The organism is Microbispora sp. NPDC046973 (genome assembly GCF_040644495.1).
In the GTDB taxonomy this organism is placed as follows: Bacteria; Actinomycetota; Actinomycetes; order Streptosporangiales; family Streptosporangiaceae; genus Microbispora.
On the sequence record NZ_JBEYWQ010000024.1, the window covers coordinates 18,985 to 34,653 of the forward strand.

Here is a 15,669-nt window from a genome sequence, read left to right on the forward strand (position 1 = left end):
CTAATATCACTTTATTTGCTCTTTATGTGGATAACATGACGCCCATCCTTGATGGGCGAAAAGAATTTATTGACAGGGGGTGACGGTAAACGTTTAATGTGTGCGATCTTGCGGATTTCGTACGGGAGATAACCCCATGTTTAGGTTTCCCGGACTGCGGAGTTGGCGTGCGCTCACTGCCGTGGTCGTGGCGGGTGTTCTGGTGGGAACCGGGGCACCCCCGGCCGCGATGGCGGCACAGGAAAGTCGGACGGAGTCCGACGCGGGCCGGCTCAGCGGCTGGCAGCAGGCGCTGAAGCGCGCGGCCGAGATCCGGGAACCGGTCGAGGTGACCGAGGCCCGGACCGAGTTCACCACCACATACGCCAATCCGGACGGCGAGTCGTTCCGGTTGGAGCAGTCCACCACCCCCATCCGGGTCAAGGGACAGGACGGGGCGTGGGTGTCACCCGACGCGACGCTGCGGCGGCGCGCCGACGGAAGCGTGGGACCGGTCGCCGCCGCCGTGGGCATCTCCTTCTCCGGCGGCGGTGACGGCGGGAACCTCGTCACGATGAACCGGGACGGCCGGACCCTCGCGCTCGGCTGGCCGGGCACCCTGCCCGCGCCGGTGCTGGACGGCCCGAACGCCACCTACCAGAACGTGCTGCCGGACGTGGACCTCAGGATGACCGCGACGACCGAGGGGTTCCGTCAGGTCCTGATCGTCAAGACACCGCAGGCCGCGGACAACCCCGCGCTCGCGCGGATCCGGTACGCCGTGAAGTCGTCCGGGCTCACGGTGGAGGAGACCGCCGACGGCGGCATGACCGCGACCGACGGCAACGCCACCGAGGTCTTCACCTCGCCTCCCGCCGCCATGTGGGACTCCACTGGAAACCCCGCCGCCGGGCAGGTCGGGACGGCCGACGCCCCCGCCGCGTCGTCCTCCCCCGCGCCGTCCGCCTCCGCCCTGTCCGCCTCCACGCCGTCCGCCAAGGGCGGCGGCGCTCCCCAGGGCGCCCTCGCCGCGGACGGCTCACCGGCCCCGGCGACGGCGCCGGAGCCGACGTCAGCGGCGACGTCCCAGCCCTCCGGAACTCCTTCGGACGAGGGACAGGCCGCCGACGGTCCCGCCCCCGGGGCGGGGCACGCCGAGTTGCCGATCGAGGTCGGCAAGGACGCCCTCACGCTCGTCCCCGACCCCGGCCTGCTGCGGCAGAAGGACGAGTCGGCCTACCCCGTCTACATCGACCCCACCGTCACGTGGGGGGAGACCGACAGGACGTTGCTGCGCTCGGACGGCTACAAGTCGTACAACTGGGGCAACGGCAGCAACAACCAGGGCGAGGGCGTCGGCCACTGCGGCACCTGGAACGGCTACTACTGCGGGCCCGGATACACCCAGCGGCTGTACTTCCAGTTCTCCCCCGCGAGCCTCAAGGGCAAGCAGGTGCTGAGCGCCGCGTTCCGCGTCACCGAGCCCTGGGCGTTCCAGTGCGACCCCCGGTGGGTCGACCTCGTCCGCACGAACAACTTCACGTCGTCCACCACCTGGTCGGGCCGTCCCAAGGAGCTCGACTGGATGGTGGACCGCAACGTGTCGGCGGGCCGCGGCTCGGCGTGCGATCCCGACGAGCCGGCCGCGCCGATCGAGTTCAAGGACAATCCCGAGGAGACCAACGAGAACCTGACCCCGACCGTGAAGGACTTCGCGGCCGGCAAGTTCTCCAAGCTCACGCTGGAGCTGCGGGCGCACGACGAGGGCGACACCTCCGCCTGGAAGCGGTTCAGGAACGACGCAGTGCTCGTCGTCGACTACGTCGGAATGCCGGGGGTGCCGACCGGGGTCGGCCTCGTCACCGGCTCGGGCACCGTCTGCGAGACCAAGGAGTCGGCGCCCGCCGTCCTCTCCGACCCCACGCCCACCATGGCGACCACCCCGCAGACCCTCGCGGGCGGCGAGTCCGGCGCGATGCTGCGGGGGGCGTTCTACGTCCAGAAAAAGAACGCCGACGGCACCTGGACGCAGGCCTTCTCCACCATCGAGCGGCCGACGACCGGGCACGTGGGCGACAACGTCAAGGTGACCGCCGACGCGCCGACGCTGTCGGAGGGCGTGCTCTACCGCTACGACTCGTGGACGCGCTCCTACTACAGCAACTACACCAAGTGGCTGGCCGGGACCAGCAGCTACCTGAGCGCCGGCTGGTGCTACTTCAAGGTCGACCCGACCGCGCCGAAGGCGCCGGTGGTCACGCTCGGCGCGCCGTACACCGCCTGCACCGCCACGAGCTGCGCGCCGTCCGGCGGTCCGGGGCAGAGCACCACCGTCACCTTCGGCCCGGCGTCCGGCGACGCCAACAACGTCGCCTACCAGTACCGCGCGTCCACGAGCTCGACGTGGTCGCCCGACGTCGCGGGCGCCACGGCGAAGGCCGTGATCACTCCTCCGGCCGCCGGGACGTACAGCCTGTACGTCCGGGCCAAGGACAACGTCGGCAGATACGGCGCGACCACGGTCGTCGACTTCCTGGTCGCCGCGGGCGCGGGCCCGGTCGGCAGGTGGCACTTCGACGAGGACTCCGGTGTCGCCGTCGACCGGGGCAGCGGGCACCACGACGCCACGCTCTCCGGCGGCGCCGTACGGGACACCCGGGGACGCCGCGGCGAGGTCTGGTACGACGACGCCGGCACCGCACTGGACGCCCCGAAGGTCGACAAGGGGCTGGGCCTGAACGGCACCTCGGCGTACGCCGCGACGTCCGGGCCCGTGCTGGAGACCCGGTCGGCCTACACGGTCGCCGCCTGGGTGCGGCTGGACAAGGTGAGCGACGACGGCATCGTGCTGTCGCAGGACGGCTCGGGCGGCTACAGCCCCTTCCTGCTCTGGCACGAGAAGGACTACGGGTCCTTCTGCTTCGGCGTGAAGGACAAGGACGAGGCGACGGGCAAGGCCTACTACGGGGTCTGCTCGAAGAACGCCACCTCCAGGGCGAACGTCTGGACCCACCTGGCCGGCAGCTACGACCCGGCGACGCAGAAGCTGAGCTTCTACGTCAACGGCGTGTTCCAGGGCACCGCCACCGTGTCCGGCGTGTGGTCGGCCACCGGGCCGTTCGAGATCGGCCGCTACAAGTGGGCCAACGTCTTCCAGTTCTACTTCCCCGGCTCGATCGACGAGGTCGCCGCCTGGCAGCGGGTCCTGACGCCGGAGGAGGTCGCGACGGAGGCGCGGTCGGAGTCCCCCGCGTCCGGGCGCAACGACGTGGAGCTGGTGGCCGACTGGGACCCGGCGGGCGCCGCCGGGACGCAGGTGCCCGACTCGCTGTCGGGCTACGGCCGGGCGCTGGCGCTGGCCGGCGGGGCGTCGCTGGACGGCGAGGGCCTGGTACTCGACGGCGTGGACGACGCCGCCACCACCGCGGGCCCGGTCGTGGACGAGACGGGCTCGTTCACGGTGACGGTGAAGGTCGAGCTCGACCGGGACAAGATCCTGGCGAAGCCGATCGGGACCGTCGGCCAGGTGGCCGGGCAGCGTACGGCCGACGGGTCGTCGTGGGGCCTGTGGTTCGAGCTGACCGGCAAGGAGACGCAGCTCGACGATGACGGCAACGAGGTCAGCGTCCCGGTCGGCTTCTGGCGCTTCGGCCGGGTCAACAAGGACGGCACGAAGACCTGGGTGAGCTCCGACGCCTCGGCCAGCCTGGACAGCCCGGTCCGCCTGACCGGCGTGTACGACGCCCTGGCGGCGAACGGGCGCGTGGTGCGGCTCTACGTCGGCCACGAGCAGAACGACCTCGACATGGCCTACACCGCCGTGGCCGGGTCGGGCGACTTCGCGGCCGGCAAGGGCTTCAGCACGACCTCCTGGGGTCACTTCCTCCCCGCGAGGATCACCGATCTGCGGCTGTGGGCGGGCGCCATGGCCGATTCCGACCAGATGGACGCCGTCATCGGCGACTGACGGAGCCGCGGGGACCGGCGAGCCGGTCCCCGCACCTCCCGCATCTTCCCCCGGTTGGTCCGCGGGTTCTCTCTTTTCCTCTTGAGGAGGTTGGGTCATGCGTCGGCCCGGAATACGTGCTGCCCTGGTTGCCGCGTTGGCGGTGGTGATCTCGTTACCCGTCGGGGTGACGGCGGCCTCGGCCGCCGTTGTCTCCGCGGAACAGGGCCCGCCCGGCGCCCCTCCCGTGCAGAAGCAACGGTCCAGCAAGGTCAGGGCCATGAACGCGAGCGGGGCGAAGGAGGCCAGGGAGCGGGTCGCCGCGTCCAGGGCGCGCAACGACGCCGCCGCCGACCGGGCCGCCAAGGAGCGCGAGGCCGCCCGGTGGCCGAGCGCCGGCGAGGCCGACGTGCCGATCGGCGGCGAGCGGAGCGTCAGCGTGGGCGGGCTCCCGGTGAGCCTGGAACCCGCGGCCCAGACCGGCACCCCCGCCGCCACCCCCGGCGCCACCGCCTCCCCGGACGCGCAGGCCGCCGGTTCGCAGACGGCCCGCGTGCGGGTGCTCGACCGCGCCGCCGCCGAGGCGGCCGGGGTGGACGGCGTGCTGCTGACCGCGTCGGCGCAGGCCCCGGGTACCGCGACGCTGAGCGTCGGCTACGCCGCCTTCGCCTCCGCGTACGGCGGCGGGTGGAGCGGCCGCCTGCGTCTGGTCCGGCTGCCCGCCTGCGCCGCGACCACCCCCGAGCGGGAGGAGTGCCGCACGCGGACCCCGCTGGACACCGACAACGAGACCGCGGAGCAGACCCTCTCGGCGCCGGTCGCGTTCGACGCGGCCCCGGCCGTGCTGGCCGTGACCGCCGACACTCCCGGTGAGGGAGGCGAGGCGGCCGACGGCAGCGGCAACTACGCGGCCACCCCGCTCTCCGCGTCGTCCACCTGGGAGGCGGGCGGCAACTCCGGCTCCTTCACCTGGTCCTACCCGATCGCCCCGGTGGAGCCGGCGGCGGGACCGGCGCCCGCGCTCGACCTGTCGTACGACTCGGGCAGCGTGGACGGGCGCACCTCCACCACCAACAACCAGGGCACCTCGATCGGCGAGGGCTTCGACACCGCCGCCACCTCCTACATCGACCGCCAGTTCGGCACCTGTCGCGAGGACGGCCACGACAAGCAGTACGACCTGTGCTGGAAGTACGACAACGCCTCGCTCGTCCTCAACGGCAAGGCGACCGAGCTGGTCAAGGACGACACCAGCGGCAAGTGGCGGCTGAAGAACGACGACGCCTCCACCGTCGTCCACTCCACCGGCGCCGACAACGGCGACGACGACGGCGAGTACTGGACCGTCATCACCGGCGACGGCACCAAGTACGTCTTCGGCCTGAACAAGCTGAGCGGCGCGGGCACCCAGCGGACCGACTCGGTGTTCACGGTCCCGGTGTACGGCGACGACTCCGGCGAGCCCGGCTACGACAAGGGCGACTCCTTCGCCGGCCGCTCCGTCACCCAGGCGTGGCGGTGGAACCTCGACTACGCCGAGGACACCCACGGCAACGCCATGACGTACTGGTACACGGCGGAGACCAACTACTACCGGAAGAACAAGTCCGACACCGCGACCACCTCCTACGTCCGCGGCGGCTACCTCGACAAGATCCTCTACGGGCAGCGGTCCGACACGCTGTTCACCGTGGACGCGCCCTACAAGGTGGCCTTCTCCTACGCCGAGCGCTGCACGGCCTCCGACTGCGGCAGCCTCACCAAGGACACCGCGGAGAACTGGCCCGACGTCCCCTTCGACGCCATCTGCAAGAAGGACGAGAGCAAGGACGACTGCCACGCCGAGAGCCCGGCCTTCTTCAGCCGCAAGCGCCTGGTGAAGATCGAGACGAACGTCCTGTCCGGCACGGCGTACAAGCCGGTCGACTCGTGGGCGTTCACGCAGAAGTACCTGGACGGCGGCGACATCGGCAGCTCCGCCGACCAGACGCTGTCGCTGATGTCGATCGTGCGGACGGGCTCGGCCGGTGACACGCCGCTGACGCTCGACCCGGTCTCGTTCACCTACGCCATGCGGCCCAACCGGGTGGCCGGCGGCACCCAGCCGGGAGGCGGCAACATCCTGCCGCTGACCCGGCCGCGCATCGAGACGGTCACCTCGGAGACCGGCGCGATCACCACGGTCAGCTACAACGAGCCCGAATGCGTGCGCGGCTCGAAGATGCCGAAGGCCGAGGACGACAACGCGCTGTCCTGCTATCCGCAGTTCTGGCACATCAACGGCGCCACCGACGCCTCCATCGACTGGTTCAACAAATACCGCGTGCTCGCGGTGAACCTCGCCGACCCGGCCGGGCACAACCCGCTCGTCGAGTACGCCTACGAGTACGCCACGCCCGGCTGGCGCTACAACGACAGCCCGTTCACCCCGGCCGACGAGCGCACCTGGTCGCTGTGGCGCGGCTACCAGAAGGTCACGACGTACGTCGGCGACGCCGACGGCACCCGCACCACGTCGACCACGGTCTACCTGCAGGGCATGAACGGCGACCGGCTGCTCAAGTCGGCCGACCCGAGGACGGTCGATCCCGACAGGCGGCGCACGGCCACCGTGCCGGGCCTCGACGTCGCCGGTCTCGACGTGCCCGACCTCACCGACTCCGAGCAGTACGCCGGCCTCACCCGCGAGGAGGTCACCTACGACGGGGCCGCCCCGGTCGGCGTGACGGTCAACGACCCCTGGTCGGCGAAGACCGCCACCCAGCACAAGTCGTACGCCGACACCGAGGCCTACTACGTGCGCATGGGGAAGACCTCGGAGCACACCTACCTGACCGTCCCCAAGACCTGGCGCACCGTCACCACCTCCACGACGTACGACTCGTACGGCATGGCGGTCACGCAGGACAGCACGGGCGACACCGCCAAGAGCGGCGACGAGACCTGCACCCGCACCTGGTATGCCCGCGACGACGCCAAGGGCCTGAACTCTCTGGTCTCCCGCACCCGCGTGGTCGGCCGCGCCTGCTCGGTCAAGGAGGCCGACCTGTCGCTGCCCACCGGTTCCGACGCTTCGGGCGACGTGCTGTCCGACACGGCCACCGTGTACGACAACACCGCCGCGACCGGCTGGTCGGCGGGCCAGAAGCCGGTGAAGGGCGACGCCACCTGGACGGGACGGGCCACCGGCTATCCGTCGGCCGTCACGGGCGACGAGCGCCCGCCGACCGGCTGGCAGCGCACCGAGTCGACCACCTACGACACGCTGGGCAGGCCGCTGACCGTGACCGACGCGGGCGGCAACCCTGCCACCACGGCCTACACGCCGACCGGCGCCGGGGTGCTCACCAAGAAGGTGGAGACCAACGCCAAGCAGCAGAAGACGACGACGTTCCTCGACGGGACGCGCGGCCTTCCGGTGCGCACCTACGACCCCAACAACGGCAAGACCGAGCAGACCTACGACGCCCTCGGCAGGCTGACCGGCGTGTGGCTGCCCGACCGCAGCAAGGACGGCGGGCAGACCCCCACCTACGCCTACTCCTACGTGTACGAGCGGGGCAAGGCGCCCGCGATCGGCACCTCGACCGTCAAGTCGTCCACCACGGCCAGCTGGTCGTACGAGATCTTCGACTCGCTGCTGCGGCCGATGCAGACGCAGAAGCCGACCCCGAACGGCGGGCGGCTCCTGACCGACACCCGATACGACTCGCGCGGCCTCGCCTACGAGACCTACGCCGACATCTTCGACTCCACGCAGACGCCGAACGCCACCTACACGCGGGAGGAGTACGGCGAGTCGCCCAAGCAGACGAACCTCGTCTTCGACGGCGCCGACCGGCAGATCCGCAGCACGTTCCTGTCCTACGGCGTGGAGAAGTGGACGACCACCACGACCTACACCGGTGACTCCACCGCCGTCAGCGCGCTTACCGGCGGCACGGCGACCCGGACCATCACCGACGCGCTCGACCGCACGGTCGAACGGCGCGAGTACAACTCACCCTCCCCCGCAGACACCCAGTACGGATCGCTGACCTCCAGCGGCTACACCTCCACGTCCTTCACCTACCGCGGCGACGACAAGGAACTGACCGTCACCGCGCCCGACGGCGCGAAGTGGTCCTACACCTACGACCTGTTCGCCCGGCAGACCGGCATCAGCGACCCCGACAAGGGCGCCAGCACCGTCCGCTTCACCGCGCTCGACCAGACCGACACGGTCACCGGCGCGAACGGCACCGTCCTGCTGTACGGCTACGACGAGCTCGGCCGCAAGACCGGGCTGTGGTCGGGGTCGCGGACCGACGCGAACAAGCTGGCCGCCTGGACCTACGACACCGTGGTCAAGGGTCAGCTCGCCTCGTCCACGAGCTACGACGGCGGCGTCTCCGGCAAGGCCTACACGAAGAAGGTCCTCGCCTACGACGGCCAGTACCGCGCGACCAGCACGGAGATCGACATCGACCCGAACGACCCGATGGTCCTGTCCGGGGCGGCGAAGACTAGCTACACCTTCGGCAGCGACTACAACCTCGACGGCACGCTGAAGAGCTCCACCGAGCCCGCGGCCGGCGCCCTGGCCGAGGAGAAGATCAGCCTGACCTACACCCCGACCGGGCAGGTGATCGGGCTGACCGGCACCACCGACTATCTCCAGAAGGCCGACTACAACGCGCTCGGCCAGCCCCTGCAGTTCACCCTCGGCCTGTCGGGGGCCACGGAGGCCAAGAAGACCTTCCTCAACAACACCTACGAGGAGGGGACCGACCGGCTGAAGCGGTCCTTCGTGACCACCCAGTCCACCCCGGTCAAGCCGCAGGACCTGGCCTACCACTACGACGACGCGGGGAACGTCACCGAGATCGCCGACACCCCCACCCAGGACGGCGCCGGGCAGAGCGACATCCAGTGCTTCGCCTACGACGGTCAGCGGCGGCTGACGGAGGCGTGGACGCCGGCCACCGACGACTGCACCGGCAAGACCCTGGGCGGCGCGGCGCCGTACCGGACCGCCTACACCTACAACACCTCGGGCCTGCGGGCGACGGAGACGAAGTACACCGGCTCCACCGCCACCACCTCGGCGTACTGCTACGGCGACACCGCCAAGCGGCACGCCCTGACCGCGGTCGTCACGGGCTCCTGCACGGGCGCGTCCGCCACCTACTCCTACGACAAGTCCGGCAACACGACCGGGCGCAACGGCCAGGTGCTGACCTGGGACGCGCAGGGCCGCATCGCGACCCTGACCCAGGGCACGCAGAAGACGGCCTACCTGTACGACGCCGACGGTGCGCTGCTGATCCGCCGCGCGGTGGGCGACGGGGAGAGCGTGCTCTACCTCGGCGCCACCGAGATCCACTCGAAGAAGACCGGCAGCACCGTCACCAACTGGACCAGCCGCTTCTACGCCGCCGGCACGCAGGTGATCGCGGTGCGCACCACGCAGGCCGGGAAGAACGCGGTCTCCTTCCTCGCCGGAGACCAGCACGGCACCTCCTCCCTGTCGGTCGACGCGGCCGGTCAGGCGATCAGCAAGCGCTTCACGACCCCGTTCGGCGCGCCGCGCGGGGACACGGTCGGCGGCGCGTGGCCCGACGACAAGGGGTTCCTCGGCAAGCCCGCGGACGCCGCCACCGGGCTCACCTACGTGGGAGCCCGCATGTACGACCCGGTCGCGGGCAGGTTCCTGAGCGTGGACCCGGTGCTGTCCACCGACCAGGCCCAGTCGCTCAACGGGTACTCGTACGGCAACAACAACCCCGCCACGTTCAGCGACCCGACGGGTGAGGAGATCGGGTCGCGGCCCAACTCCTGCCAGTACGACCTGAAGTACTGCTCGAAGGAGGAGCAGGGGAAGGTCGGGTACGACCCCAAGACCGGCAAGGTCGACCCGTACAAGCATCACAAGAAGCCCAAGAAGAGCTACCCGACGCCGCGGCCGTCCCCCGGCCCGTCGCCCAAGCCTCCGGCGGGCGGCTGCTACTGCAAGCCGGTCCACCGCGACAACGGCGTCAACCTCTTCAAGGCGCTGCTCATCCACCCGTTCCACTGGAACAACAATTTCAACGGAGCGAACGCGCTGGCGCTGACGTACGAGGTCTTCGCCAGCGAGGGGTGTGAGAAGCGGGCCCTGCAGTACGTCTGCTACGGCGGCTCTCCGGGCGGCGACCAGCCGATGACGGTCGGCGACGTCCACTTCTATCCGCACTCGAAGAAGGAGTTCCAGAACCAGCTGCGCGACGAGAAGCAGCGCCGGGACGACATCGCGAGGGTCGCCGGCCGCGAGACGGCGGACAAGTACGGCCCCAACATCGAAAAGCACGAGGCGGTGCACTCCGAGCAGTGGGCACGCTTCTCGGACGCCACCCAGTTCATCGCGGCCTACGCCGGTCAGTCCTGGCGTTCGCAACACGACTGGGGCGATCCCGCGGCCGCCAACGCCTTCGAGGTGGAGGCCAACCTGTGGTGGGGAAGCTACACCGAATGGCAGCCGCTGCACTGGGGCCCGGTGAGCTAGGAACCCGGGTGTAGGAGAAACTCGGGACGACTGGAGGAAAGGACGACGATGACGCGCAGAAGAAGGCCGGGGGCCGGGTACACGGCCGCCGCCCTGACCGCCCTGGCCTTCTTCGCCGCGGCGTGCGACGGCACGCCCTCCCCCAAGGGCGTCCTCGCCGTCGAACGCGCCGAGGACGGCGGCGTCAGGCTGCTGCTCGCCGACTGCCCCGGCTACGTCGCCCGGGACTTCTCGGTCCTGGAGGACACCGAGGGCGGCGACACGGTGTCCTGGAGCGTGCACAACGGCGGCGCCGGCGCGGCGGTGCGGGACGTGCGGGTGTTCCAGGCGCCGCCCGAGGGCTGGCGGTCCACCGACGACAGCCTCACCGCGCTGCGGGAGGGCGTGCCCTATGTCGCGACCGTCAACGGCTTCGCGAACGGCCGGAACCTGCGAGGCAGGGTGCCGTTCACACCGGCGGACCTGGCGGGTCTCGGCGGCGGGCAGGTGCTGGCCTGGGCGGGCGGCGACGAGACCGTGAAGACGGGCCGGGACGCCTTCCTGCGCGCCGACCCCGACCGCTGCCGTCCGTGACCCGCGCCTGCGCCCGGCGGGACCGGGCGCAGGCGCGGGAGGCTTTCGTCAGGCGAGGGTCACAGACCGTAGTACGGGAAGAGGTCCCCGGTCGGCCAGGAGGTGATCTTGTCGGCCTCCACGTGCAACGGGTAGTCGATGTCATCGGTGAAGCTCTGGCTCAAGGCGTCGTTCCACCGGTTGAAGAGCACGACCCAGCTCGTCTTGTCGAACCGCCGGACCATGAGCGTGGAGGTGCCGGGATACGTCCCGTCGTGCCAGGTGCTCAGGCCGCCGCCGATGGGGCGGACAGACCAGCCCATGCCGTAGTACCAGCCGTCCCACTCGACGTCGGGCGGGGCGAACGCCTGCGCGATCGTCGACGAGGTGAGCAGGCCGGGAGCGTCGAAGATCGTGGTGAACTTCGCCATGTCGACGGCCGAGGAGAGCCAGGCGCCGTGCGCGGCCATGTTCTCGAGGTTGAACGTCCCGTACGGCATCGGCACCTGAGCCCCGGAGTTGTCCAGCACGGTCGTGTCGCTGTACGGCGAGTAGTAGGGGACCTCCGAGGGCCGCCGCAGGCTCTGCGCCGTGCGGCCCTGCACCATTCGGGTGATCTTCACCGGAGCGAGCACGTTCTGCTGGACGTAGGTCGCGTACGGCAGGCCGGTGACCTTCTCGATGACCTTGCCGAGCAGCATGTAACCGTAGTTCGAGTAGGCGTACCTCGAGCCGGGGTCGACGTCCAGCCTGAGCGTCGACATGTAGTCCATGATGTTCGCCTGCGTCACCGGCAGCGGCACGTGGAGTGCGCTGCTGACAGTGAAATCCCCGCGGTACATCGGATCGAACCTGGATGCGGAGCGATCCCAGCCGCCGAGGTGTTGCAGCAGGTGAAGCACGGTGACCTTACCGAGGCGGTCGTCGGCGGCCGTGCTGAGCCCCAGCATCGGCGCCACCGCGGCCGACAGGCTGAGCCTGCCGTCCTGGACAAGCTTCATGATCGCGGTGGCCGTGACCGGCTTGCTCATGCTGGCCAGGCGGAACAACGACGTCGGCTGGGCCAGGACCGGGCCCGACGTGGAGTTGTATCCCCGCGCGAGCACCAGCTTGCCCTCTCGCACCACGGCGAGCGAGGCGTACGAGATGCTCCGCGCCTCCATGAAGCCTCTCAGCATGTCGTCGAAGGACTGCGTCGACAGCAAACTCGCGCCGGTGACCTTCCAGGGCGGAGGAGTGTCGGCCGCGATGGCCGAGCGGGCGGGCAGTGCGGCGGCTCCCGTGACGGCGCCCCCGACGGCGCCCGCGAGCAGGCGCAGCGAATCCCTGCGAGTCAGCATGAGTCGATCCCCGTTCTCCGGTCAGATGGCACTATGGACGGCAATAAAGAGCGAAGAGCGGGCTTTGGTGTGACATCCACATTGAGCCCTTCGGTTGTGAGCAGCGGTCGTCTTCGATGGCCCGCAGGACGAGGATGCGTCCTCGGCGAGGCCTCGCGGGTCATTCGTTCTCCTCATAGACGACGTGGTAGCGGCGGGTGTAGCGGTTGAGCGCCGCGGGGTTGAAGCGGCCGCCTTGGCTCACCTCGGCGCGATGCTCGATGAGGGCCTCCACCACGCACTCCCAGCCACCGGGAGAGGAGACCTGGATGACCTTGGGGGGCGGGGTGGAACCGGGGCGGATCGCGTGCGGGACGCCGTGCGGCAGCAGGACGAACCGCCCCTTGCCGGCCCGGTGCGTCACACCGTCGAAGTCGATCTCGAGGATGCCGTCGACCACGTAGATGCACTCGTCGGCGACGTGGTGGGTGTGGCGCGGGACGGGCTGGGCGACGGTCACCTCCAACAGGGAGATCAGGCCGTCGGTGTCCTCACCGCGCGCCTTCACGCCGAACGCGGGCGGCACTGCGATGCGCCCGGGCCTCGCCTGCCCTTGCCGCAGGAGGTAGAACCGGCTCTCGTCGCCCCACTCGGCGGGGTCGTCCTGCCCGAGGTGGTAGCGCATGCCGTACGGCTTGCCCACCTCGTTGATCTTCTGCCAGTCGCGCTGCCCGTCGGGGAGCATCAGCCCGTCGGCCTCGCCCGCCTCGCACAGGTCCTCGACGTAGCGCTCCCAGCCGCCCGGCGCGGACAACTGCAGGGCGTGCACGGCGGATCCGTCCGGCCCGAGGTTGCGCATCGCGTGCGTGACGCCGCGCGGGACCAGCGCGAACATCCCGGCGGTGAGGTGGTGGGTGGCTCCGCCGAACTCGATGCCCAGGTCGCCGTCCAGCACATACACCAGCTCATCGAAGGTGTCGTGGACGTGGGCGGGGATGTGGCCGTCACCGCGGTTCTCCATCAGGGAGAACCGCCCCTCGGTGTCGGCGGCCCCGGCCTTCACCTTCATCGACGGCGGCAGGGGCAGGCGGGTGGGACGAGAGGCGCCCGCGTCCAGGAGGAAAAAGCGGTCCTTGAACATGAGAGGTCCTCGGAATCTGATTCGGAATCCGTTTCCGCTTAAGCTAGGCAGGTATCGGAAGCCCTGTCAACGCGGACTATGGTGTGATCCGGAATCCGATTCCGCGAAAGGGGAGCACATGCCCAGGCCCCGCAGCGACGCCGAGCGCAACCGCGCCCGCCTCCTGGATGTCGCTGTCGCCCTGTTCGCCGAGCACGGCGACCAGGTGCAGATGGGGGAGGTGGCGAGGGCGGCGCAGGTCGGCGTCGGCACCCTCTACCGGCACTTCCCGACCCGTCAGGCCCTGGTCGAGGCGGTCGCCGAGCAACGCTTCAGCGAGATCCTCGCCTTCGCCGAGAGTGAGTGCCTGCCCAACCCCGACACCCGGGCGGCGCTGACCTGCTTCCTGACCCATGTGGCCCAGATCCACCAGAAGGGTCGCGGCCTTTCCGGGGCGATCGAGGCGACGTTCGGCTCCACCGCTACGCGCGGGCCTCTGGCAACCGAGCTGCTGGCCATCGGGGACACGCTGATCAGGCGCGGACACGCCGACGGCACCGTCCGCACCGACATCACGGTGGACGACCTCTACATGCTGGTCGGCGCACTGGCGATGATCAGCCGGGGCGAGATCGGCGACTGGCGGCGGTTCATCGACATCGCCCTGGACGGCATCGCACCACGCTGAGGCGACTCAGCGCCGTCAGCTTCTCCGAGAGTGTCCAGAGCCACCGGATGAAGCGAACGCTTCGCCGTGATACTCCTGATGCGTCCTGCCCGAGTTCCCCGAGGCCCGTCATTGCTGTGCACATACTGCGGGGGCGACACCGTTCCCGGCTGGGTCGTCTGCTCCCTGTGCGGGGCGGAAGGAAGCGACGCACGCCCCGCCCGGACGGCCACCGCTCCCCCACCGCTGCGCCCGGACCGTACCGTCGACCGGGTCGTCTCCGCAGCTCTGCTCGTAGGTGTCGGTGTTCACACCGCTGGGATCGCGGCCGCTCCCCTCCTACGGGACGACTGGTACGCCGTCCTGTTCGTCTCCCCGCTGTCGCCTCTCCCCCTGGCTGTCGCGGCCGGCCTGCTGTGGTTCACCCGGACGGCGGCCGCGGGAGCCGGCATCGCAGTCGCACACCTCGTCGTCGGCTTCGGCGGTCGCGACTACGCCGCCTGCTGCTTCATGTTCAACGACCCGAGCCGGGCCTACTCCGACTGGATAACCGTAGGGATGGCCATCGGCGCCGTGGTCATGACGGCGCTGGCCGGGCTCGTGGCGAACCGGCGCCTGGCCGGCGGTCTGATCCTCGGGGCGGTCTCGGCGGTCATGCCACCGCTTGTCACGTCCCGGGAGGAGGGGACGATACCGCTCCCGGGATTTTGGATCGCGCTCGCGGCCGTCGCCGCGATGACCGCCCTCGCCCTGGTACTCCTCACCAGGAAGGAGACGGACCCTCCCTCATCGAAGCCTCTCCCCGGTCACTCCCCAAGAGGGCTTTCGGATCGCGTCGTCGCGTTCTTTCTGCGGCGATAGCGTTCTTCGCATGTAGCCAGCAGTGTCGCCGCGGCGGAGTCGCCGGCATGGGCCTGGGCCCGCAGCTTCGCGATCGCCGCCTCGTCACCCCGCTCGGCCAGCATCCGGGTCAACTGCTCCTCCTCTATGAACGCCCAATCCTCGGGGTCGTCGTCTTCGAGCCGTTCGTCGGCATCCAGGCTGTCCAGGTACTCCTGACGAAGACCTTCCCGGTTCTGCCACACAGCGTCCGAGACCTGCCACGCCGACACCGCGCCTTCCAGGTCACCGTCCTCGGCCCTCAACTCAGCCAACCGCTTCGTCGTGGGTGAGGAGTCGCCGTAGGCTCGAGCCCACACCCGGAGCGCGCCTTCCCGATCGCCGCTCCTGGCGAGCAACTCCCCTAACCGCCCTGCCGCGTCCTGGTCGCCGGCATCGGCCCGAGCCCGCAACTCCGCGATCTCGTTCGGGTCGGGCACGCTGCTTGATCGATGTTCCATCGCCGGGTCACCTCATTCGTGAGCCCCAGAAGCGCCGGTAAGGGCCACCGGCGCACTCAGGGTACGTCCGCGCGCGGTCCCCAACCAGCGGTCGACGGCCCTGCCGAAGGGCAGGGCCGATACCGGAACGAACACCGGTCTCGGCGCCCAAGATGCTCGGCGACGCTCTCGCCGGCAGTCGGCAAGGGCGCTCCGGCAATACGGCAGCGCGCCGTCGCACTCG

General features: G+C 70.1%; 8 protein-coding genes. 5 read left to right on the forward strand and 3 right to left on the reverse strand.

The window, feature by feature from the left end:
* Nucleotides 1–202 precede the first annotated feature (202 nt).
* The 3 genes from ABZ860_RS32665 to ABZ860_RS32675 all read left to right on the forward strand — a co-directional run bounded on the left by ABZ860_RS32665 (nt 203) and on the right by ABZ860_RS32675 (nt 11,021).
* Nucleotides 203–3,946 carry a LamG domain-containing protein gene (locus ABZ860_RS32665; protein WP_357227563.1) on the forward strand — a complete coding sequence of 1,248 codons (3,744 nt, stop codon included), beginning with the start codon at nt 203–205 and terminating at the stop codon, nt 3,944–3,946.
* A gap of 259 nt (nt 3,947–4,205) precedes the next feature.
* Nucleotides 4,206–10,448, forward strand: coding sequence for an RHS repeat-associated core domain-containing protein (locus tag ABZ860_RS32670; RefSeq protein WP_357227566.1), 6,243 nt, complete (start codon nt 4,206–4,208; stop codon nt 10,446–10,448).
* 48 nt (nt 10,449–10,496) lie between these two features.
* Nucleotides 10,497–11,021: a hypothetical protein gene (locus ABZ860_RS32675; protein WP_357227569.1), complete on the forward strand. Its 525-nt coding sequence runs from the start codon at nt 10,497–10,499 to the stop codon at nt 11,019–11,021.
* A 59-nt stretch (nt 11,022–11,080) separates the two neighbouring features.
* Here ABZ860_RS32675 and ABZ860_RS32680 read toward each other — a convergent pair whose 3' ends face one another.
* A complete protein-coding gene (locus ABZ860_RS32680) occupies nt 11,081–12,340 on the reverse strand; it encodes a serine hydrolase domain-containing protein (protein ID WP_357227572.1) in 1,260 nt (419 codons plus the stop codon).
* A gap of 160 nt (nt 12,341–12,500) precedes the next feature.
* Nucleotides 12,501–13,460: a cupin domain-containing protein gene (locus ABZ860_RS32685; protein ID WP_357227574.1), complete on the reverse strand. Its 960-nt coding sequence runs from the start codon at nt 13,458–13,460 to the stop codon at nt 12,501–12,503.
* 118 nt (nt 13,461–13,578) lie between these two features.
* Here ABZ860_RS32685 and ABZ860_RS32690 point away from each other — a divergent pair, with 118 nt between their 5' ends.
* Both ABZ860_RS32690 and ABZ860_RS32695 read left to right on the forward strand, forming a co-directional pair.
* Nucleotides 13,579–14,127 carry a helix-turn-helix domain-containing protein gene (locus ABZ860_RS32690; RefSeq protein WP_357227577.1) on the forward strand — a complete coding sequence of 183 codons (549 nt, stop codon included), beginning with the start codon at nt 13,579–13,581 and terminating at the stop codon, nt 14,125–14,127.
* 111 nt (nt 14,128–14,238) lie between these two features.
* On the forward strand, nt 14,239–14,967 hold the full coding sequence (locus ABZ860_RS32695) for a hypothetical protein (RefSeq protein WP_357227580.1): 729 nt from the start codon (nt 14,239–14,241) through the stop codon (nt 14,965–14,967).
* Here the strand turns inward: ABZ860_RS32695 and ABZ860_RS32700 are convergent.
* Nucleotides 14,913–15,446 (reverse strand): hypothetical protein, encoded by a 534-nt coding sequence (locus ABZ860_RS32700; RefSeq protein WP_357227582.1) that lies wholly within the window; start codon nt 15,444–15,446, stop codon nt 14,913–14,915. The genes ABZ860_RS32695 and ABZ860_RS32700 overlap by 55 nt on opposite strands.
* Between the last annotated feature and the right edge of the window lie 223 nt (nt 15,447–15,669).

What these genes read in the sequence shown, in the direction of transcription:
- ABZ860_RS32670 (WP_357227566.1), top strand. Translation starts at nt 4,206, where the DNA reads ATGAACGCGAGCGGGGCGAAGGAGGCCAGGGAGCGGGTCGCCGCGTCC.
- ABZ860_RS32675 (WP_357227569.1), top strand. Translation starts at nt 10,497, where the DNA reads ATGACGCGCAGAAGAAGGCCGGGGGCCGGGTACACGGCCGCCGCCCTG.
- ABZ860_RS32680 (WP_357227572.1), bottom strand. Translation starts at nt 12,340, where the DNA reads ATGCTGACTCGCAGGGATTCGCTGCGCCTGCTCGCGGGCGCCGTCGGG.
- ABZ860_RS32685 (WP_357227574.1), bottom strand. Translation starts at nt 13,460, where the DNA reads ATGTTCAAGGACCGCTTTTTCCTCCTGGACGCGGGCGCCTCTCGTCCC.
- ABZ860_RS32690 (WP_357227577.1), top strand. Translation starts at nt 13,579, where the DNA reads ATGCCCAGGCCCCGCAGCGACGCCGAGCGCAACCGCGCCCGCCTCCTG.
- ABZ860_RS32700 (WP_357227582.1), bottom strand. Translation starts at nt 15,446, where the DNA reads ATGGAACATCGATCAAGCAGCGTGCCCGACCCGAACGAGATCGCGGAG.